This is a genomic window from Peteryoungia wuzhouensis (assembly GCF_003205195.1).
Lineage (GTDB): Bacteria > Pseudomonadota > Alphaproteobacteria > Rhizobiales > Rhizobiaceae > Allorhizobium > Allorhizobium wuzhouense.
Genome location: NZ_QJRY01000008.1, coordinates 166,288 through 186,487, shown reverse-complemented (window position 1 = coordinate 186,487; position 20,200 = coordinate 166,288). Strand labels below are relative to the sequence as shown.

Here is a 20,200-nt window from a genome sequence, read left to right as displayed (position 1 = left end):
GCGGGGTTAGACAGGGGGCATGGCACGGCAAAAATCCTATCACCACGGCGACCTGCGCCAGGCATTGATCGACACGGGGCTGACGATGCTGGAGGAGGCGGGCCTGGAAGGCCTGACGCTGCGCAAGCTCGCCGCCCGCGTCGGCGTCTCCCATGCCGCCCCCGAACATCACTTTCCGACCCTGAAGCACCTGATGACCGCCTTTGCTGTCGAGGGCTTCAGGCTGTTTGCCGCCTCGATGCGCAGCGCCATGGCGACGGCACCGGATGATCCGGCCGAACAACTGCGCGCCGCCTCACGCGGCTACCTCGCCTTTGCGACGAGCCGTCCGCATCTCTTCCGCCTGATGTTCACCGCCAACCGCCTCGACTGGGACGACCCGGCCCTCGGGCCCCCGGCAAGCGCGGCCCACGCCGTGCTCGAGGAAATTTCGGCGCCGGTGGCAAAACGCATGAAACTCGACACGCCGGAGGGCAGGGCGGCCGTCGAGCAGCTCGTCTGGTCGCAGATCCATGGCCACGCGCATCTGATGATCGACGGCAAGCTGCAACGGGAGGATGGCACGGGGTGTGAACCGTTTGTGGCGCCGCTGGATTTGGCGCGTGTGCTTTTGCCGGAGTGAGGGGGCGCCAACAGGAGGCGTTGTGGCTGCCGCAAAACTCCCAATTTTTGTGACGTCGCAAAAATCCTAACATTCGCGACAAATATGGCCGTCAGTCGGCAAGGCCGATCATCACCGAGAGCATGGTGTTGAGAGCGAGCATATCGGCACCGGAAAGATGACCGCTGACCGGGCCGCATTTGGCGCGCGGATAGGCCATAACCTTATCCACCATGACCTGTGAAACGACCTTGAGACCGTTCCCCGCCGTTGGCTCGACCGTGAGTCGATAAAGCGGGGCATCAGCCATCGCGCTGGTGAGCAAAACGACCAGCACGCTGTCTGCCGCATTGAGAATATCAGATTGAATGACAATTGCCGGGCGGGGTTTTCCATAATCGCCCTGCGCCGAAACCGTGACGAGATCACCTCTTTTCACGGTTCTGGCCATTCCGTAGCCGCCGCGATGAAATCCAGTACTTCGGCCTCCTCGGAGCGACCGCGCAAGAGAAGACCTTGCCGCTCGGCTTCGGCGGCAAATTCGGGCCTGTGAGGATCCGGCACCCAAATGCGCAGTTGCTTCATGCCCCGGTGCTGCTGCTGTTGCCGGTAGCGTTGAAACTTGGTCAGGCCGTCATCGGCGCTCTTGGGTCTCGGCATAGCATCCTCCATCAGGTCGCGCGCTACCTTAGCACATTGGTTGCGCGCACCCTAATGATTTTGGCTCTGGTGACGAACAGCGCGAATGTCGGGATTTTTCGCGATCATGTCGTCGACGGTCAATGACCACAATGGGCCGGTGGCGAAACGCCTGAAGCGCGACACGCCGGAGGGCAGGGCCGCCGTCGAACAGCTCGTCTGGTCCCAGATGCACAGCCATGCGCATTTGATGATCGACGGCAAACTGCAGCGCGAGGGCGGCACGGGTCACGAGCCGTTTGCGGCGCCGCTGGATCTGGCGAGTGTGTTGTTGCCGGGGTGATGGGGGCGTTACCATTCACGCCCAAAATCTCGGTAATTCTTACTGCTCGCCCCGGGGCCTGGAAGCCCACGCACCGCAAAAGGACAAATTGAAGCTACAAAAGTTTACCGATTGGCGCCGCTGGCTAACCTTGGGTATCGCCATCGTCCACCGGTTCGCCGGTGGGCATTTCAGCGTCATCGGTGTCGTCGCCAGCTTCTGCGTTTTCAACGGCTGCCTCCCCGCGCCGCGCGGCTATGTCGCGAACATGCTGGTAGACTCCCATAACTATTAGAGAGTGAACGATTAAGTCGCAGACCTGCCAATTCGCATATGACGATGAGGCCAGTCCGTGTGCCACAAGGTTTCTCAAGTTTGTACCGCGCGCGTCTGCGAAGATCGATTTGATTTGCAGGATGATATCGGGGCCCATAGCCTTTTGTATCGATTCCATGGCGAGGAAATCACCAAGGTTGGAGGATACCTCCCAACCGGGGGTGCCGCGCTTGCTCTTGGTTGTCACCTCTCCCAGTTGTTTCGCTAACGTCCGGAAGCCTGCCTCGATAAGAGGTACAAGCGTGAACAGCGCTTTGATATAGTCACCGTGCATCCAAGCCCTGATGCCTTCTCGCATTAGGTGGAAATCATCGAATAGCTCGGACTGGAAAATGAAACTTGCTATTTCCTCCGGCGACAAACGATGGAGATCTACTGCTTCGTCAAGCGCACACCGAAGAAACCTTCTGTTGAGTTGTTGGGCCGTATTCAAACGACGAATGAGGTTTCCCTCCTTGTCGTCTTCAGTCGACCCCACGGTCGCGGCCTTATGATCGTCGGCGATTATAGACGACGAAATCATCGCCATGAGCGGCGCGACCCTCGCTTCGCGTTGTAGCGAAATCCAGAGCTGCTCCCTAGGTTCGGTGAATTCTGCTGCAATGTTGAATAGACTCTGCTGCCAACTATCCTTGTCGACGACAAGAGCGATGAATTCGTCCATGTCCTCCTTCGTGACCGTCATGGTTGTTGTGAAAGACTGCATTTCCCCATGACTGTCGCGGATAGCTTGCTCACGTTCGAGCCTTAGCGCCTTGGTTTGGTCCTTGTCTCCGGCAGTTGACATGTATTCAGCGGCAGTCTCGAGCCACCCCATCGCCTGCATGGCGCTCCCAGCGCGCGAAATGCATATGAAGGCGCCGGCTATCGCTTTGGCGACACGCTCAACCTCTGAAGACGCCCCCTCCTTGCGGTAAAGATCGATGAGACGATCGCCAACGCTCGCGGCCTGATGGGGATCAAAGCCGTCAACGCCCGCTGCAGTGTATCCAGCCAACAGGGTTTCCCAACCCACTCGCAAGCGCTCTCGGTCGTCTTCGCTCAACGCGAGCTTTCGATTCTCCAACAGTTCATCGGAGACCGCCCACCACCATGTCTTCTCAGTTACCGCCTTATCGAAGGCAATAAAAAGCTGCTCCTTTGTGCGATTAATGCGTGTAACGTCGTTGATAAGGGCCGCAAGGCGGGCGGCGCGCTTAAGGACGACTATATTGTCGTATTGATCCGGCCTCATGTCGTGCGCAACCGAGTCTAGATAGCTGTCGATGGCGATGCGAGCATATTCAGGATCTGCGCGCTTATTCGAAACGGGCCTGCTGAACTCCCATACAAGATCTGCGTAGCGGCCTCTTAGAACTGGGTGGCATAAGGTTTTCGCTCGGTGTTTCCAGTGCTCAATTACATCTGGCGTCAGTTCCCGAACATCAGGTCCATACCAATCTGAGCCATCTTCCTTAGTGCCTGAGCTCCACGCACCAAAATAGGTGTTCCATGGCCCCATGTTGTTGGCTTCCCGCTGGAGAGCGAACGCCATGGCATCGGGCCATGCGTCACGAAACGCATCAGCGTTGCCCGCAAGTTTCATCCTTGCAGGGTTTAGGGCAGCCGAAATCGTGTTGGCTGCTAGTTTTTCTCCGGACTGATCAAAGTCATGGATAATAGACTCAATCTCCGTTGGCACTTTGATCACTCGTCGACCCTCCATCTATCGTTGTTCAGGCTACCATGCCAGGGTATTGGACTTTAGGTATTCGTTATTTTTTTTCTTGATTCGTAAGAATTCGCCCAAATCAATTCTCCGAAAAACTGCCAGGTTATCAGATGCAATTGTTTCACTCAGGTTTTCATGGATTGTTTGCGGAGAGTTAGGGGGCGTGAATGAAAGGTCGTGGCAAAGAGCCGTCTTTTCCGCAAGCTGCCCCGTTCAGCAAAACGGTAGCCTCTACATCCCGCAAAAGCCGCCCACGCCACGCCCCAACACCACCCAGCCTTGACAAATCAGCCACACCATGCGCTTTTCCGCCCGATTTTCTATCGGTCGCGCGCCTCGTCTGTTGGTGCCTTTTCGACCGTCACATTCGGGATACCTGATCATGCATCGTTACCGCAGCCACACCTGTGCCGCTCTTCGCAAGTCCGACGTCGGGTCGACCGTTCGCCTGTCGGGCTGGGTCCATCGCGTCCGCGACCATGGCGGCGTGCTCTTCATCGACCTGCGTGATCACTATGGCATTACCCAGGTCGTCGCCGATCCGGATAGCCCGGCCTTCAAGCTGGCCGAAACCGTGCGTGGCGAATGGGTCATCCGCATCGACGGCCTGGTCAAGGCGCGCACCGACGAAACGGTCAACAAGACCATGCCGACCGGCGAGATCGAGCTCTATGCGCAGGAGATCGAGGTTCTCTCGGCCGCCAAGGAACTGCCGTTGCCGGTCTTCGGCGAGCCTGAGTATCCGGAAGACGTGCGCCTGAAGTACCGCTTCCTCGATCTGCGCCGCGACACGCTGCACAAGAACATCGTCAAGCGCACCCAGATCATCTCCGCGATGCGCAATGGTATGGCCGCTGCCGGCTTTGCCGAATATTCGACCCCGATCCTGACGGCGTCGTCGCCGGAAGGCGCGCGCGACTTCCTGGTGCCGAGCCGCATCCACGAGGGCAAGTTCTTCGCACTGCCCCAGGCGCCGCAGCAGTACAAGCAGCTGTTGATGGTCGCTGGCTTCGACCGTTATTTCCAGATCGCGCCCTGCTTCCGCGATGAAGACCCGCGTGCCGACCGCCTGCCCGGCGAATTCTACCAGCTCGACGTCGAAATGAGCTTCGTCACCCAGGAAGATGTCTGGGGCACGATGGAGCCGATGATGACGAAGGTCTTCGAGCAGTTTGCCGAAGGCAAGCCGGTGACCAAGCAGTGGCCGCGCATCCCGTATGACGAGGCGATCCGCAAATACGGTTCAGACAAGCCGGACTTGCGCAACCCGATCGTCATGCAAGACGTCACCGACCATTTCCGCGATTCCGGCTTCAAGGTTTTCGCCGGCATGATCGCGTCCAACCCGAAGGTCGAGATCTGGGCAATCCCGGCCAAGACCGGCGGCTCCAGAGCCTTCTGCGACCGCATGAATGCCTGGGCGCAATCGACCGGTCAGCCGGGCCTCGGCTATATCTTCTGGAAGGAAGAAGACGGCAAGATCGCCGGCTCCGGCCCGCTTGCCAAGAACATCGGCGAAGAGCGCACGGAAGCAATCCGCGCTCAGCTCGGCCTCGAAGCCGGCGACGCCGCCTTCTTCGTCGCTGGTGACCCGGCAAAATTCTACAAGTTTGCCGGCGAAGCCCGCACCCGCGCCGGCGAGGAGTTGAACCTCGTCGACCGCGACCGTTTCGAAATGTGCTGGATCGTCGACTTCCCCTTCTACGAATGGAGCGAGGAAGAAAAGAAGATCGACTTCGCCCACAACCCCTTCTCGATGCCGCAGGGTGGTCTGGAAGCGCTTGAAAGCCAGGACCCGCTCTCGCTCAAGGCCTATCAGTATGACGCCGTCTGCAACGGCTTCGAAATCGCCTCGGGTTCGATCCGCAACCAGTCGCCGGAACTGATGGTCAAGGCCTTCGAAAAGGTCGGTCTGTCCCAGGCGGATGTGGAAGAACGCTTCGGCGGCATGTACCGCGCCTTCCAGTATGGCGCGCCTCCGCATGGCGGCTGTGCTTTCGGCATCGACCGTGTGGTCATGCTGCTCGTCGGTGCAAAGAATCTGCGCGAGATCACTCTCTTCCCGATGAACCAGCAGGCCCAGGATCTTCTGATGAATGCGCCGTCGCCGGCCACCCCGCAGCAGCTCCGGGAACTTGCGCTGCGCGTCGTGCCGCAGCCCAAGAAGGACTGAGTGCGTTCATCCGAAAATGCTTTAAAATCAAAGGCGCTGCGGCAACGCGGCGCCTTTTTGTTGTGGCTTTCCGGTCGCGTTCACACGGCATTTCGCAGCTTGCGGACAGCCGTGGGCTGATTTCATTGTAGTGTCATATAACCTTTAGCTTCTGTTAAGATTCCGCCGCCCATCAAGATCGCGCCTGCGTGTTTTGAGGGGTTTTTTCAATGTATCTCATTCAACGATTGCATATTGCGCACCGCGTCTTCGTATTGGGGCTCCTGGCTTTAACGGGAATGGTCGTCATGGGATGCCTCTATGTCGGCCAGATGCGGGCTGATCAGGTTTTCCGCAACAACGAGGCGCAGTACCGGGACCTGCGCCGTGCGATCGACGACGTCGATGTCGAGATCCAGCATGCGGCGATCTCCGTCGAGCGGTTCCTCGCATCGCCATCCGACGAAAATGCCAGGTCCTTCCGAACGGCGATCAGTGCCGCATCCGATGGACTGCAGGCGATCGACCCGTCTCTGGCGAACGGTGCCCTGCAGGGCCATGATGCGCTCGCGGGACGTATAGCGACTTATTCCGCAGCCTTCGACGCGATGTTCGCGGCGAGCCAGGAGCTTGGTTTTACGCCGGACCAGGGGCTCAGAGGCGCCATGCAGTCTGCGGTCGACAAGGTGGAGAAACTCACCCTCGACGTCGAGAATGCCGACCTGAAGGTCAGCATGCTCACGCTGCGCAAATACGAGAAGGATTACATGCTGTGGGGCGACACGGCGGTGCTGGAGGCGTTCCGGACTGAGCTTCCGACATTCAAGGCGAGCCTGAAAAAGCTCTATCCGCCAGGGGCGGCCCGCATGAAGGTTGCCGAGGCGCTGGACATGTATGTCGCCGCCTTCCGTCTCTTCGCCGAGGGAAATCTGCAGGATGTGAAAGCACGCGGGCAGCTCGCGGCTGCGTCCGGCGAAGTCGATGCCGGTTTGCGCCAGATGACGATGCAGGTGAACGGAGCCCTGGAGGCGGCGCAGGCCGACATGGAACGGGTTCGAACAGGCAACGAACAATTGGCGATCGCAGTCGCGGCGATCGTGGCAACGGGCATCCTGCTGACCGTCTGGCTCGTGGGCCGCTCGATCAGTCGTCCCATTTCGCAGATCACCGCAGCCATGCGCCGTCTGGCAGAGGGCGAGACCGAGCATTCCATTGCCCATCTGGATCAGCCGAACGAGATCGGCTCCATGGTTCAGGCCATGGAAGTTTTTCGTCAGTCGGCAGTCGAGCGTCTCCGTCTTGAGGCCGAGGCTGAAGCAAGCCGCGCAGCCGCTGCGGCCGAGCGCAGCCGCTTGCAGCAGCAGGCAGAAGACCAGGCGCGCGAGCGTCTGGAACAGGCAACGGCAGGCCTGGCAGAGGGTCTGCGGCGCCTGGCTGATGGTGACCTGACAGTGTCGCTGGATGCCGCCTTTTCGGTCGAGTTCGAGGGGCTGCGGGAAGATCTCAACCTGACCGTGGCAGGCCTGCGCGACCTGATGAGCGGGATCGACGCGGTCAGCCGTGCCATTGACCAGGGCAGCCGCGACATCAATGCCGAGGCGGTCGAACTGGCCGAGCGCAGCACGGCCCAGGCGGCGTCGCTGGAGGAATCGGCTGCCGCACTCGACCAGATCGCGCAGAATGTCCGGCATTCGGCCGAGCTGAGCCTTGAGGCCCGAACCGCAGTCCGTTCCGTCAACGACCGGATGGCGAAGACCGGCGAACTCGTGGCAAAGGCTGTCGAAGCCATGGCGCGCATCGAACTCTCGTCCACCAGCATTGCCAGCATCATCGGCGTGATCGACGAGATTGCCTTCCAGACCAACCTCCTGGCGCTGAACGCCGGCGTCGAGGCGGCCCGCGCGGGAGAGGCGGGCAAGGGCTTCGCCGTCGTTGCCCACGAGGTGCGCGAATTGGCGCAGCGTTCAGCCAATGCCGCCAAGGAAATCAAGGGCCTCATCAAAAGCTCCGGTGATGAAGTGGCGGGCGGTGCCCGCTTTGTCCGCGAGACGGGGGCAGCCCTCGGAGACATCGACCGGGAGGTTCAGACCATCCGGCAGCACATGGAGGCCATCGCCTCTGCCGCCAGCGAGCAGCGGGCAGCCATCGGAAGCGTCAATGACGCCGTGGCGTCCATGGACCGCGTCACCCAGCAGAATGCCGCGCTTGTCGACCGGAACCAGGTCGCGGTCGCCGGCCTGGAAGACCAGGCCTCGCGCCTGCGCGCGCTGGTTGGCATGTTCCATCTGGGAGATGACAATGTGTCGGCAGGCAAGGGTGGATATCGCGACCGCGCGGCCTGATAATGGCGTTAAGGCAATGCAGAATTGAAAAGGCCGCCCGGAGGCGGCCTTTCCTTGTGGGGGTCAGTCGTTCGCCGTCACCTTGACGCCGATCAGCGCCGGGATGGTTTCCGGGGCGCCCATGGCGGCACCCATGATCATCGGGAAGGCGACCGGATTGGCAGGGGCGGCGACAATCGTCAGGGCCTTCGGATTGTCGATATAGGTGTTGACCGCCGTCGACACCTCGTTCTGCAGGGCGCCGAGCTTGGCCTGGGCCAGCAGCAGCGGCACCATGCCCTTCACCATCTGGCCCATCTGTGCGCCATCGGTGCCCTGGCTCTTGCCGGCATAGTCGAGGCCGCGCTTGGTGATGCCGGCATCCTCGAAACGGATCTTGGCATCGATCAGAGAAAGCTGCTGCACCAGCCCGAGCATTGCAAGGCCAGCGGCCTGCTGCGCCTGCTGGTTCTCCGGCTGCGCCTGCATCGTGCGGGCCTGCTCCTGCATCTGCTTGACGAGATCGAGCGTGTAGCCGGAAATGCCGAAGGACATGGACAGCTTGCCGACATTGGCGAAATCGATCGAGTAGTCCTCGACATCGATCGTGCCCGTCTCCACTTCCCAGCTGCCCGACATGTTGAGATTGCCGTCGAGCGTCTTGAGGCCAAGCGCCTCGATCGCTTCCTTGCTCTTCGGGTCTTCGACGGTCGAGAGGTCGGCATTGACGCCGGTGGCCGATCCTTCGAACGAAATCGTCTTCTCGTCGTCCGACAGGCTCATGGTGCCGGTCGCCTCACCCATCGAGAACACCGGCTTGCCGTCGACCGTGACCTTCACCGGACCGCTATGGGCTTCTTCATAGAACATCAGGGAATTGATGCCCTCGGCCTTTTCACTGCCGGGAACATAGATGCCTGCGAGATAGAGGTCGCTCACGGAGAAGGTCGACTTTTCCTCGGTGACGTTCACTTCCGGAAAGTCGACGCGCTCGATGTAATAAGCGCCACCGTCTTCCTCCGTCACGCCCTGCAGCGTCAGTTCATCGAGCTTGAGCGGCGTTTCCGCCTCCTTCGCCATGCCGAACTTGACGCCCTTCAGCACGACGTCTTCGCCGTTCACCTCGATCGTGTCGGCGGTGATCGCAGCGCCGCCGGCCGCGTAGGAAGCGTTGATCTTCTTCAGCAAATCCGCGCCATCAAGCGCAAAGGCCTGGGCGGAAAGGCCGCAAAGGGCTGCCCCTGCGAGAAGGATCCGGGTGGAGTGATGCAAGCTCATGACGTCGTCCTTTGTGGCTGGTCCGCGCATATCGACGCGGGTCCTCGAATGGCAGTTACATATAAGGGGGATTGAAACCGGCTTCCACCGCTTTTCGACGTTCTGGCGCGCATGTATTTTCGTTGGTGATGGCTGTCACAACCGCATAATCCACAGGCTGAATCCCCGGATTCCTTGCCGTTCCGATCCATCTCCGATAGGCAGGGTCGCATGGGGACAAATCAGCTTCCGCCCGATGAGGGTGGCGACAATATTCTGCCGGTCGATCTGAAGGCGGCGCTCGAAGAGCGCTATCTCGCCTATGCGCTCTCGACCATCATGCATCGCGCATTGCCGGACGTCCGTGACGGACTGAAGCCGGTGCATCGTCGCATCATCCACGCGATGAGCGAAATGGGCATCCGGCCGAATTCGGCCTTCAAGAAATGCGCCCGTATCGTCGGTGACGTCATCGGTAAATTCCACCCGCATGGCGACCAGTCGGTCTATGATGCGCTGGTGCGCCTCGCGCAGGATTTCTCCCAGCGTTATCCGGTCGTGGACGGGCAGGGGAACTTCGGCAATATCGACGGCGACAGCGCTGCCGCCTATCGTTACACCGAAGCCCGCATGACCGATGTCGCAGCTTTGCTGCTCGAAGGCATCGACCAGGACGCGGTCGACTTCCGTCCCACCTATAACGAGGAAGACGACGAACCGACGGTTCTGCCAGGTGCTTTCCCGAACCTGCTCGCCAATGGTGCATCGGGTATCGCAGTCGGCATGGCGACCTCGATTCCGCCGCACAATGCGCATGAACTCTGCGACGCGGCGCTGTATCTGATCAAGAACCCGGGCGCACCCGTCGAGGATCTGCTGGCCGATCCCGCCCATCCGGAGCGCGGTGGCATCGAAGGCCCCGACTTCCCGACCGGCGGCGTGATCGTCGAGAGCCGTGCCTCGATGCTCGAGACCTACCGGACGGGTCGTGGCGGCTTCAAGGTCCGCGCCAAGTGGGAAACCGAAGACCTCGGCCGCGGTGGATACCAGATCATCGTCACGCAGATCCCGTTCCAGGTGCAGAAGTCGCGCCTGATCGAGAAGATTGCCGAACTGCTGATCGCCCGTCGCCTGCCTCTGCTTGAAGATGTGCGCGACGAGAGCGCCGAGGACATCCGCCTCGTGCTGGTCCCGAAGAGCCGTACGGTCGATGCGACGCTGTTGATGGAATCGCTCTTCAAGCTCACCGAGCTCGAAAGCCGCATTCCGCTCAACATGAACGTGCTGTCCCAGGGCAAGGTGCCGAAGGTCATGGCCCTCAACGAGGTGCTGACCGAGTGGCTGGAGCATCGCAAGGACGTGCTCGTTCGCCGTTCGAAGTTCCGTCTCGCCGCCATTGACCGGCGTCTGGAGATCCTGGGCGGCCTGCTGATTGCCTATCTCAACCTCGACGAGGTGATCCGCATCATCCGCGAAGAGGATGAGCCCAAGCCGGTGATGATCGCCAAATGGGATCTGACCGACATCCAGGCGGAAGCCATCCTCAACATGCGCCTGAGAAATCTGCGCAAGCTCGAGGAATTCGAGATCCGCAAGGAGCATGATGAGCTCTCGGCCGAGAAGGCCGAGATCGAATCGCTGCTCGCCTCCGATGACAAGCAGTGGCAGACCGTCGCCTGGGAAATCGGCGAGGTGAAGAAGAAATATGCCAAGGCGACCGAACTCGGCCGTCGTCGGACCGTCTTCTCAGATGCGCCGGAAGCCGATGTCGAGGCGATCCAGCAGGCGATGATCGAGAAGGAACCGATCACCGTCGTCATCTCGGACAAGGGCTGGATCCGTGCGTTGAAGGGCCACATCTCCGACACGTCCTCGCTGACCTTCAAGGAAGGCGACGGGCTGAAGGTGGCCTTCCCGGCGCAGACGACGGACAAGATCCTGCTCGTGACGACAGGCGGCAAGGTCTACACGCTGGGCGGCGACAAGCTGCCGGGCGGCCGTGGCCATGGCGAGCCGTTGCGCATCATCGTCGACATGGAAAACGACCAGGACGTGCTGACCGCCTTCGTGCATGACTCGACCCGCAAACTGCTCCTCGTCTCGACCGCCGGCAACGGCTTCGTCGTGCCGGAAGGGGAGGTGGTTGCCAACACCCGCAAGGGCAAGCAGGTGATGAATGTCGGCATGCCGGATGAGGCGAAGCTCGTGGTGCCCGTCAGCGGCGACCATGTCGCAGTCGTCGGCGAAAACCGCAAGATGCTGGCCTTCCCGCTTGCCCAGATCCCGGAAATGACCCGTGGCAAGGGCGTGCGTCTGCAGCGCTACAAGGACGGCGGCATTTCCGACGTGAAGTGTTTCGCGATCGCCGATGGTCTGACCTGGGCCGATTCGGCCGGCCGCACCTTTACGAAGACCAAGGACGAACTGATCGAGTGGCTGGGTGACCGCGCGACCGCCGGCCGCGCAGTCCCGAAGGGTTTCCCCCGCAGCGGCAAATTTGCCGGCTGAGCCAGGATCGACGGAATCGATAGGAAGAGCCGGCCGCATATGCTGCCGGCTTTTTCGTGCGCGGTTCAGCCGCCTTGCCAGATCGCCCAGATGCCCATCAGCGTCGCGGCATTGCCCAGAATGAAATGCGAGACAACAGGGCCGGCGAGGTTGCGATAGGCGAGGAAGAGCGCGCCCCAGACGATGCCGGTCACCAGCGCGACGACAGCAAGCGACGACGAGTAGTGCAGGTGAAGCGTCGAGAAGACCAGCGACGAAATCACAACGGCGGCAGCCGGCCGCATGCGGCCCGGCATCAGCTTGGCGATTGAGGTGAGGAACACGCCCCGGCAGATCCACTCCTGCAGCGCCGCAACGAGAATATAGGTGTAAACGCTGAGCGTAAGCTGTGCCGGATCGACAAGCGGTGTTCCCGCCAACTGCGGATAAAGCTGCGTGCGAAAATGGGCCATGGCCGCCAGCGCCGGAAGGCTGATCAGCACACCCATTGCAATGGACCGGCCGAGATTGGCCCGGCGGATACCCATGTCGTGGCGTGTGAGGCCGCAGCGTACCGTGAGCCCCCAGAGGATGAAGCCGCCCCAAAGCTCCATCGCCCGCGAGGTCCAGAAGATCATCGCATCCTGGTGGTTGGCCTTGAGGCTGCCGAGGATCATCCCGTTTACCAGGGCATAGACGTTGACCATCAAAACGATCGTCACGAACATGAAGGCAAGCGCGTGGTAGCGCCGGTCGGCGTCCTCCAGCGCAACATACTGCTCCCTGAGCTTTCCGTAGCTGGCCGACAGCTGCGCATAGATCTTGCGGAAGAAGAGCGTGGCAAGTTCCGGACGATCGCTGAGGAACTCCCGATAGTCGCTCCGTTCGATGACCCAGCCACGCACCGGCGAGAGCGCACGGGCCGACGCACTACGCGGATCGCCGCTGATCATGCCGAGCTCGCCGATCAGCGCCCCGTCTCCGGCAACAGACAGCGTGTCGCCGCTGTCAGGCGCAAACACCTCGATCTCGCCGGAGGCGATGAGCACAGCGAAACTGCTGTCATCGCCTTGGTTGAAGATGGTCTCGCCAGCACTGTAGCGCACGGTGCCGACATGTTGGCGGAAGTCTTCGAGATAGGTTTCGCTGACGCGGATGGTGGTGTGCTTGAGCAGCTTTTCCGAGAACTCCTGGCTTTCCCGCAGGAGATCGGTTTGCGCGATGGTCATGTATGGCCCCCGAACCAGTATCGATGCCGATATCATATCGGCTTCAGCATTGGAGAGGGGGCTGGCCCATCGGCCAAGTTTGGCAGCAGTTCAGGCGCGCTCGGCGCTCAGAGGCTGACGACAGTCGCAAGTCGCGGCACGGCCTTGATCCGCACTTCCTCGATCGGAACCGGCCGGCCGAGATAATAGCCCTGGCCGAGTTCGATGCCGAGTTCGTGCATCAGGTCGACATGGTCTGCCGTTTCGAGGCCCTCGATCAGGATCTTGAGGCCACGGTTGCGGATCAGCCGGATGATGTCTTCGAGCATCGCGCGACCGGCGGGACGACGGGCGTCCTGCAGGAAGGAGCGGTCGATCTTGACCGTGTCGAAGGGGAAGAGGCGGAGCCAGGAGAGGCCGGCAAAACCGGTGCCGAAATCGTCGAGCCAGATGCGGATACCGAGCGCCTGCAGGTCGGTGATGCAACGGATGACGTCGGACTGGCCTTCCATGTCGATGCCTTCGGTGATTTCGAAGGCAAGCTGCGAGCCGGGAACGCCGGTCTCTTCCAGGATGGTCGAGACGGCGAGCGCGAAACCGCGCGACTTCAGCTGGATGGCGGAGACGTTGACGCTGGCAAGCGGCGCAAGACCCGGGGCGAGCACTTCCGTGCAGGCGCGGCGGATCGCCCACAGGCCGAGTTCCAGGATGGCGCCGGTGCGCTCGGCAACGGGGATGAACTGCGCCGGCGACAGCGGTGTTCCGTCCACCATCTTGAGGCGCATCAGGGATTCCACGCCCTCGACACGGCCGGTGCGCATGTTCTGGATCGGTTGATAGACGAGATGCACGAGATCGTTTCGCACGGCCATGCGCAGCGTCGCGGCGATGTTTTCGTTGTCGTCGCTGCTCAAGGGGTCGTTCGGGTCGAACAGACGGACGCAGTTGCGGCCATTGGCCTTGGCGGAATAGAGCGCGCGGTCGGCTTCGTTGATGATGCGTTCCAGCTTCGGGCCGGTCTGGGCGCGCGTATAGGCGGCGCCCACACTGACGGTGACGACGGCCTGGCCGTCCCGACGCTGGTCGTGCACGATGGCAAGATCCTCGACGGTGGCGCGGATGACTTCAGCCAGCGCCATGACCTGTTCGCGCCCGGTGACACGCGACAGCACGATGAACTCTTCGCCGCCATAGCGCCCAACGGTTGCATGAAGCGGCTTCAGCATATCGCTCAGCGCAGAGGCCACCATCACGAGGCATCGGTCCCCGGCCTGGTGCCCGTAGAAGTCGTTGTATTTTTTGAAGAAGTCCACATCGACAAGCATCACGGCAAAGCTCGTGCCGGCATCCTGCCAATTGCTCCAGTATTCCCGTAAGCGTTTGTCGACCGCACGACGGTTGTCGACGCCGGTCAGGTAGTCGGTGTTGGACAGACGTTCGAGTGCCGCGCCGCGCTTTTCCGATTCCTCGTGCTGATGTGCGGCCTCGCGGGCGTTGAGGAAGACATTGTAGCGTTCTTCGTTCAGCTTCCAGTTTACATAGGACGTGAAAGCAAAGCAGGAAATGTAGAACAGGATCAGCACCAGACGCTGGTTCTGTTCCAAAGCCGGGACAAAGGCCAGGCTGGTGAAGAAGATCATCAGGATTGTCGCGGAAGTCGCGACAGACAGCCGGAAAAAGAGATTGAAGAACAGATTGGCACTCATCATGAAGATCGTGCCGAACAGCATGTAGAAGCGGAATGTCTCGACAGCGGTCGTTTCCATCGCCGGGATCAACCAGCCGATGTAACCTGCCACGACGGTGACGGCGCAGGTGATATCGGACCATTTTGACGGCGCGCGGGTGGCGACGAGGATTTCCATCACGGTCATGACCGATATGGCGACGACGAAACGCGCCGCGATGGCTTGCATGGCCACATCGGGGATGAGGATCGCGTCGGAGATCCCGAACAGCAGATACACGATCACCGCAAGCCAGAGGCCGCGCCGGGTCTCGCGGACCTGCGCCTCGCCGCGTTCACTCATGTAGAGGCGCTTGAGGGCGGTTGCGGAAAGGGACCCGCCGACTGTGCCCGAAGCATTCGGAGTGCGCGTCTCAACGGTGTCGGCGGCGAAGGTCGCCGCGCGGTCGGCATGTGGCGAGCCAGCCCGAGCCCGTGCAGGGTAGTCATTGCCCTGTTGCATCATCTGCTCCCAACTTCCGCGCAATACACACCGGCGCGCGGACTGATCTTAACTGGGACAGGCGTTAACTACGTTTTAAGATCTGGAGAAAATTGGGGTGTACGTCGGTGAAATTCCCACTATGGTTTACCAAGTATTAATATCAAGATTGACTAAAATGGAGCGCAAGATGAGCGAGTTGGACATTGCATTCGATGGCGAAAGCCTCATCACCCCAGACTCTATTGCATCCCAGGTCTTTTCTTCCACAAACCCCGTTCGTGATGGTGAATTTGAAGAGGCACGGGCGGAGCTGGCGCTGCATCTGCGGGTGGCCGAACAGCAGTTCCAAAGTGAAACAGATGTCGGGCAGATCATGCTGCGCCTGCTCACGGGCTTGCACCATGTCCGCAATCGCTTTTCCCCCAAGGTCTGGGAGCAGCTGATCCCGATCGCTCAGAACCATGCGATCGCCCGTCATTTCCACGAGGACCCGTTCACGCGCTGGTCGTTCGAGAAGCCGCGCGGCTATTCCGGCGATGCGGGCCTGCTTGATTTCATCTACCGGCACCCGAGCAAGCAGGCGATGCTCGATGCTGCGAGCCCCATGGGCAAGGCCGTCAACGCCTTCACGAGCGAATCCCCGGCCTGCGTCGCGGTGCGCGAACGGCGCGACCTTCTCGCCCAATATGTCGATGACGTCGCATCGTCGCGCGGCGGCGAGGCGGAAATCCTGACGATCGCTGCCGGCCATCTGCGTGAAGGCAAGATGTCCCAGGAATTGAAGAACGGCAACATCAAGCGTTGGCTCGCCCTCGATCAGGACCCCTTGAGCGTCGGTGCGGTCGCCAGCGAGTATGAAGGCACGGCGGTGGAGGCCGTCGACGGTTCGGTCCGTACGGTTCTGATGCGCTCGCAGACGCTCGGCAAGTTCGACTTCGTCTATGCCGCCGGCCTCTACGACTATCTGGCCGACGAAGTCGCCATCAAGCTGTCACAGCGCTGCCTGCAGATGCTGAAGCCGCATGGCACCTTCCTCTTCGCCAATTTTGCCGACGAGATCCCGGATGACGGCTACATGGAAACCTTCATGAACTGGGCGCTGCTGTTGCGCTCGGAAGAGGACATGTGGCGGATCATGCGTGCGACGACCGAAGGGCTCGATGTCGAATGCAGCCTTCGCTACGGCGCCAACAAGAACATCGTCTACGGCATCATCCGCAAGCTGTCGTAACAGCAGTCAGCTCTTCCCGCCTTCATCCGGAGGCGGGGAGGGGGCAGCACTAATATTTAGCTGAAGGTGACGCGACGTCGGTCGCGTCATTCGTCCATATCGGGCGTAAACCGCATCCACCCCTGGTTCATCAGGTGTTCCTGCGGCTGGAAGCGGGTCTTGTAGCCCATCTTTTGCGAACCACGCACCCAATAACCGAGATAGACATGCGGCAGGCCGAGCGCCTGCGCCCGTCGGATATGGTCGAGCACCATCATGGTGCCGAGCGAGCGTCTTTCCATCTCCGGATTGTAGAACGAATAGACCATAGAGAGCCCGTCGCTCATCAGGTCCGAAAGCGCTACCGCAACGAGGTCTCCCCGTGGCTGCTGCAAGACGCCATCGCCGGGAACTCTGAGCCTGTATTCGATGATCCGTGTCTGCACATGGCTGTCCTCGACCATGATCGCATAATCGAGTGCCGACATATCCGACATGCCGCCCTGCTGATGCCGGGCATCGAGATAACGCCGGAAGAGGGAAAACTGCTCGGTCGATGGCTGCGCCGGAAAGACGGTCGAAACGAGATCGCGATTGCTCGCTTCCACCCTTCGAAAGGCGCGACTGGCTTCGAACTCTTTGGTCAGCACCCGGACGGAGACACAGGCACGGCAGGATTCACAGGCCGGCCGATAGGCAATGTTCTGCGAGCGGCGAAACCCGCCCTGGGTGAGGAGATCGTTCATCTCCGTCGCCCGCGGGCCGACCATATGGGTAAAGACCTTCCGTTCCAATTCGTTCGGCAGATAGGGACACGGCGCGGCGGCCGTCAGGTAGAACTGGGGGGAGGGAGAGGTCTGGGTATTCATCTGTCGCTGAAGAGAATCCTCTGTCACGTCATCTCATCGACTAGGATGGCGCAAGAATGCGAAACGTCAACACTCCGGGACGTCCCCGGAGTGCTTTCTTCATGTCTCGCAGCGGAGAACGGTTTCAATATGTCCGGACGGTGGCCGTGCCGACGAGCAGGTCATGCACGAGGCGCGAGCGCTCGATGAACAGGCCGGCCAGCAGGACAAGTGGTGTCAGCACCGAGTTCAGGATCCAGAACAGTGCGAGATGGGCGATCGCGGTAATGAAGTCGAGCTTGCGGCCATCGAGGCGGACCATGGCGATCCCCATCATGCGCATGCCGGGCGTAGCCTGCGAAGGGCCTGCGAGCGACATGCCGAAATAGAGACCGGCGACGACGAAGAACAGGATGGGATAAAGCAGCCAGCCCAGCCCCAGCGTCAGGATGCCGAGGAAGAACACGACGACCGCTGCCGGGATCCACAAAAGCCCGATGAACAGATAGTCGACGATGAAGGCAAAGACCCGGCGCGACAGCACGCCGCTATAGGCGCGCCAGTCTTCGGGGGCGGCATAGGACGGATTGCTGTCGAGGCTCATGGGCGAAACTCCTGTGGTTGTTTCTCAGATATGGGAACTCGCCGCACGAATACAATAATCCGTGAGGCGTCATCCCTTTTGCGCGAGGTGGCGGGCCACCTCGACGGCAAAATAGGTCAGAATGCCATCGCAGCCGGCGCGCTTGAACGAGAGGAGCGTCTCCAGCATCGCCCGTTCGCCATCGATCCAGCCATTGGCGGCAGCCGCCTTGATCTGGCTGTATTCGCCCGAGACCTGATAGGCGAAGACCGGAAGCCCGAAGGCTTCCTTCATGCGCCAGCAGATGTCGAGATAGGGCAGGCCCGGCTTGACCATCAGCATATCGGCGCCTTCCTCGACGTCGAGGGCTGCATCACGGATCGCCTCGGTGCCGTTGGCAGGGTCGATGTAATAGGTCTTCTTGTCGCCCTTCAGCAGCCCGCTCGTGGAAATCGCCTCGCGATATGGACCGTAGTAGCAGGATGCGAACTTGGTGGCATAGGCCATGATGCCGACACTCTGGTGTCCGGCGGCGTCGAGGCCGCGGCGGATGGCGCCGATCCGGCCGTCCATCATGTCCGACGGTGCGATGATGTCGGCGCCGGCATCGGCCTGGGCGACGGCTGCCCGCACCAGCTGGTCGACCGTCTCGTCGTTGACGATTTCGCCCTCGCGCAGGATGCCGTCATGGCCATGGCTGGTGAACGGATCGAGCGCAACGTCGGTGATGATGCCGATATTGGGCACGGCCTTCTTGATGGCAGCGGTCGTCTGGTTGATCAGGTTGTCGGCCACGAGAATATGCGAACCCGTCTCGTCGCGCAGGCCCATGTCGACATTCGGGAAGGTGGCAATGGCGGGGATGCCGAGATCGGCTGCTTCCTTCGCGGCTTCTACGGCCTTGTCCACGCTCATCCGGAAGACGCCGGGCATGGCGGCGATCGGGTCGAGGATGCCGGTGCCGGGCACGACGAAGATCGGCCAGATCAGGTCGTCCACGGTCAGCCGGTTTTCCAGCACCATGCGCCGCTGCCAGTCCGCCTTGCGCAGGCGCCGCATGCGCCGATGGCCGGTCACGTCATCCACGGAATGGGTCTTGTCCGTCATCGTCTCGTCCTTGTTCTCGTCTGCGTCTTTTGCCGTCTTTGGTCGCTGCTGATACCATGCCGCCTGCCGCTTGCAAAACGACGCTATGTCGCAAGCGGTCAGGGGAGGGCGGGTTGCCACTGCTGGCGGTCGCCAGAGCGAGGCCCTATCGTGGATACCATGGAAGCTGATTCGCCGACCACGCCGCTCCGCAGTCTGACGGAGTTCATCTATGTGCTGTTCCTGCGTCTGGTTGCGCTCGGCTGCCTGTGGTTCGGGCTGCAATACTGGGCCATGCTGGTCGGCTACAGCCATGGTGGCCTCGGCCGTTTCGATCTTCTGTCTCTGCCTTGGCGAGTTGCCGCAGCCGGGCTCGCCGTCGTCTTTCCGGTGGCAGCCCTCGGCCTGTGGCTCGCCGGCTCCTGGGGGCCGGTGATGTGGATGATCGCAGCCGGCGGCCAGGTTCTCATGTTCTCCGTCTGGCCCGAGATCTTCGGCCACAACATGCTGGCCATCGTCATGCATGTCTCCGTCGCGGTGCTGTACCTGGTGTTCCGCCTGGCGTTGTGGCTCGAAAGCAGACACAAGCGGGAGACGATAACCGTTGATTTACCCTGATCGCAGGACGGGCTTTGGTAAGCCTCTGTTAAGCCTGCGTTTTAAATAGAATTTTATGCGCATTGGATACTGTCCTCATCAAGGCGGGAGAAAAAACCAACACCGCCAAACAAAACAGTGAGGCAGATCGATATGAACACGAAGCTCAAGCCGCAGTCGGCCCCCCTTGATCCGCAGGAAGAAGCAATCCGCTCGCTCTACCTGGAATCCCTGCACCTGGTGGAACGTCTCCACCGCCGCCTTCTCGATGTGATCAAGGACGAGTTCGACCGCAAGGGTCGCTCCGACGTCAACGCCATCCAGGCGCTGCTCCTCTTCAACATTGGCAATGCCGAACTGACCGCCGGCGAACTGCGCTCGCGCGGCTATTACCTGGGCTCGAACGTCTCCTACAACGTCAAGAAGCTCGTCGACCTCGGCTTCATCAATCACCAGCGCTCGCGCGTCGACCGTCGCTCGGTCCGCATCAGCCTGACGGATGCCGGCCAGGAGATCGCCGAAACCGTTGCCAAGCTCTATGAGCGCCACATCGGCTCGATCCAGAAGGTCGGCGGCATCGGCACTGACGAGTTCACCCAGATGAACAAGCTCCTGCAGCGCCTCGACCGCTTCTGGAACGACCAGATCCTCTACCGCCTCTGAGCCTGACC

The 20,200-nt window shown here is 60.9% G+C and carries 17 protein-coding genes; 8 read left to right on the top strand and 9 right to left on the bottom strand.

Annotation, left to right across the window (positions count from 1 at the left end; translation table 11 throughout):
• The first annotated feature begins 19 nt into the window (after positions 1-19).
• A complete protein-coding gene (locus DMY87_RS20335; protein ID WP_110793447.1) occupies positions 20-622 on the top strand; it encodes a TetR/AcrR family transcriptional regulator in 603 nt (200 codons plus the stop codon).
• A 91-nt stretch (positions 623-713) separates the two neighbouring features.
• Here the strand turns inward: DMY87_RS20335 and DMY87_RS20330 are convergent, their stop codons facing one another.
• The gene (locus DMY87_RS20330) at positions 714-1,052 is read right to left on the bottom strand and encodes a type II toxin-antitoxin system PemK/MazF family toxin (protein WP_342588663.1); all 339 of its coding nucleotides are present in this window, start codon (positions 1,050-1,052) and stop codon (positions 714-716) included.
• Positions 1,037-1,261 carry an antitoxin MazE-like protein gene (locus tag DMY87_RS20325; protein WP_110793446.1) on the bottom strand — a complete coding sequence of 75 codons (225 nt, stop codon included), beginning with the start codon at positions 1,259-1,261 and terminating at the stop codon, positions 1,037-1,039. The genes DMY87_RS20330 and DMY87_RS20325 overlap by 16 nt, the downstream gene beginning before the upstream one ends.
• Positions 1,262-1,346: 85 nt before the next feature.
• On the opposite strand from DMY87_RS20325, the gene DMY87_RS20320 reads away from it, so the two are divergent.
• Complete coding sequence (locus DMY87_RS20320) at positions 1,347-1,583, top strand: hypothetical protein (RefSeq protein WP_110793445.1); 237 nt, start codon at positions 1,347-1,349, stop codon at positions 1,581-1,583.
• A gap of 124 nt (positions 1,584-1,707) precedes the next feature.
• On the opposite strand, the gene DMY87_RS20315 is transcribed toward DMY87_RS20320, so the two are convergent.
• Positions 1,708-3,588 carry a DUF4209 domain-containing protein gene (locus tag DMY87_RS20315; RefSeq protein WP_165826370.1) on the bottom strand — a complete coding sequence of 627 codons (1,881 nt, stop codon included), beginning with the start codon at positions 3,586-3,588 and terminating at the stop codon, positions 1,708-1,710.
• 403 nt (positions 3,589-3,991) lie between these two features.
• Here DMY87_RS20315 and aspS point away from each other — a divergent pair, with 403 nt between their 5' ends.
• Together aspS and DMY87_RS20300 are read left to right on the top strand one after the other, a co-directional pair.
• Entirely contained in the window at positions 3,992-5,782 is a 1,791-nt protein-coding gene (gene aspS / locus DMY87_RS20305) for an aspartate--tRNA ligase (RefSeq protein ID WP_110793442.1), read from the top strand.
• Positions 5,783-6,069: 287 nt separating this feature from the next.
• A complete protein-coding gene (locus DMY87_RS20300) occupies positions 6,070-8,103 on the top strand; it encodes a methyl-accepting chemotaxis protein (RefSeq protein WP_205908200.1) in 2,034 nt (677 codons plus the stop codon).
• Positions 8,104-8,166: 63 nt separating this feature from the next.
• Here DMY87_RS20300 and DMY87_RS20295 read toward each other — a convergent pair whose 3' ends face one another.
• Positions 8,167-9,360: a hypothetical protein gene (locus DMY87_RS20295; RefSeq protein ID WP_110793590.1), complete on the bottom strand. Its 1,194-nt coding sequence runs from the start codon at positions 9,358-9,360 to the stop codon at positions 8,167-8,169.
• 210 nt (positions 9,361-9,570) lie between these two features.
• Between DMY87_RS20295 and parC the strand changes: the two genes are divergently transcribed.
• The gene (parC, locus tag DMY87_RS20290; protein ID WP_110793440.1) at positions 9,571-11,847 is read left to right on the top strand and encodes a DNA topoisomerase IV subunit A; all 2,277 of its coding nucleotides are present in this window, start codon (positions 9,571-9,573) and stop codon (positions 11,845-11,847) included.
• Between the two features lie 65 nt (positions 11,848-11,912).
• On the opposite strand, the gene DMY87_RS20285 is transcribed toward parC, so the two are convergent.
• A complete protein-coding gene (locus DMY87_RS20285) occupies positions 11,913-13,055 on the bottom strand; it encodes a cyclic nucleotide-binding domain-containing protein (protein WP_165826368.1) in 1,143 nt (380 codons plus the stop codon).
• Between the two features lie 107 nt (positions 13,056-13,162).
• A complete protein-coding gene (locus DMY87_RS20280) occupies positions 13,163-15,223 on the bottom strand; it encodes a putative bifunctional diguanylate cyclase/phosphodiesterase (protein WP_245408991.1) in 2,061 nt (686 codons plus the stop codon).
• A gap of 169 nt (positions 15,224-15,392) precedes the next feature.
• Between DMY87_RS20280 and DMY87_RS20275 the strand changes: the two genes are divergently transcribed.
• Positions 15,393-16,436, top strand: a complete 1,044-nt coding sequence (locus DMY87_RS20275; RefSeq protein ID WP_110793588.1) for a class I SAM-dependent methyltransferase — start codon at positions 15,393-15,395, stop codon at positions 16,434-16,436.
• Positions 16,437-16,522: 86 nt separating this feature from the next.
• Here the strand turns inward: DMY87_RS20275 and DMY87_RS20270 are convergent, their stop codons facing one another.
• From DMY87_RS20270 to hemB, 3 genes are all read right to left on the bottom strand, one after another.
• Positions 16,523-17,284 (bottom strand): arginyltransferase, encoded by a 762-nt coding sequence (locus DMY87_RS20270; RefSeq protein WP_110793438.1) that lies wholly within the window; start codon positions 17,282-17,284, stop codon positions 16,523-16,525.
• Positions 17,285-17,408: 124 nt separating this feature from the next.
• Positions 17,409-17,867, bottom strand: coding sequence for an RDD family protein (locus tag DMY87_RS20265; RefSeq protein WP_110793437.1), 459 nt, complete (start codon positions 17,865-17,867; stop codon positions 17,409-17,411).
• Positions 17,868-17,936: 69 nt separating this feature from the next.
• Entirely contained in the window at positions 17,937-18,953 is a 1,017-nt protein-coding gene (hemB, locus tag DMY87_RS20260) for a porphobilinogen synthase (protein ID WP_110793436.1), read from the bottom strand.
• Between the two features lie 159 nt (positions 18,954-19,112).
• On the opposite strand from hemB, the gene DMY87_RS20255 reads away from it, so the two are divergent.
• A complete protein-coding gene (locus DMY87_RS20255; RefSeq protein ID WP_110793435.1) occupies positions 19,113-19,550 on the top strand; it encodes a DUF6163 family protein in 438 nt (145 codons plus the stop codon).
• Positions 19,551-19,682: 132 nt separating this feature from the next.
• Positions 19,683-20,192: a transcriptional regulator LdtR gene (gene ldtR / locus DMY87_RS20250; RefSeq protein WP_110793434.1), complete on the top strand. Its 510-nt coding sequence runs from the start codon at positions 19,683-19,685 to the stop codon at positions 20,190-20,192.
• Positions 20,193-20,200: the final 8 nt, after the last annotated feature.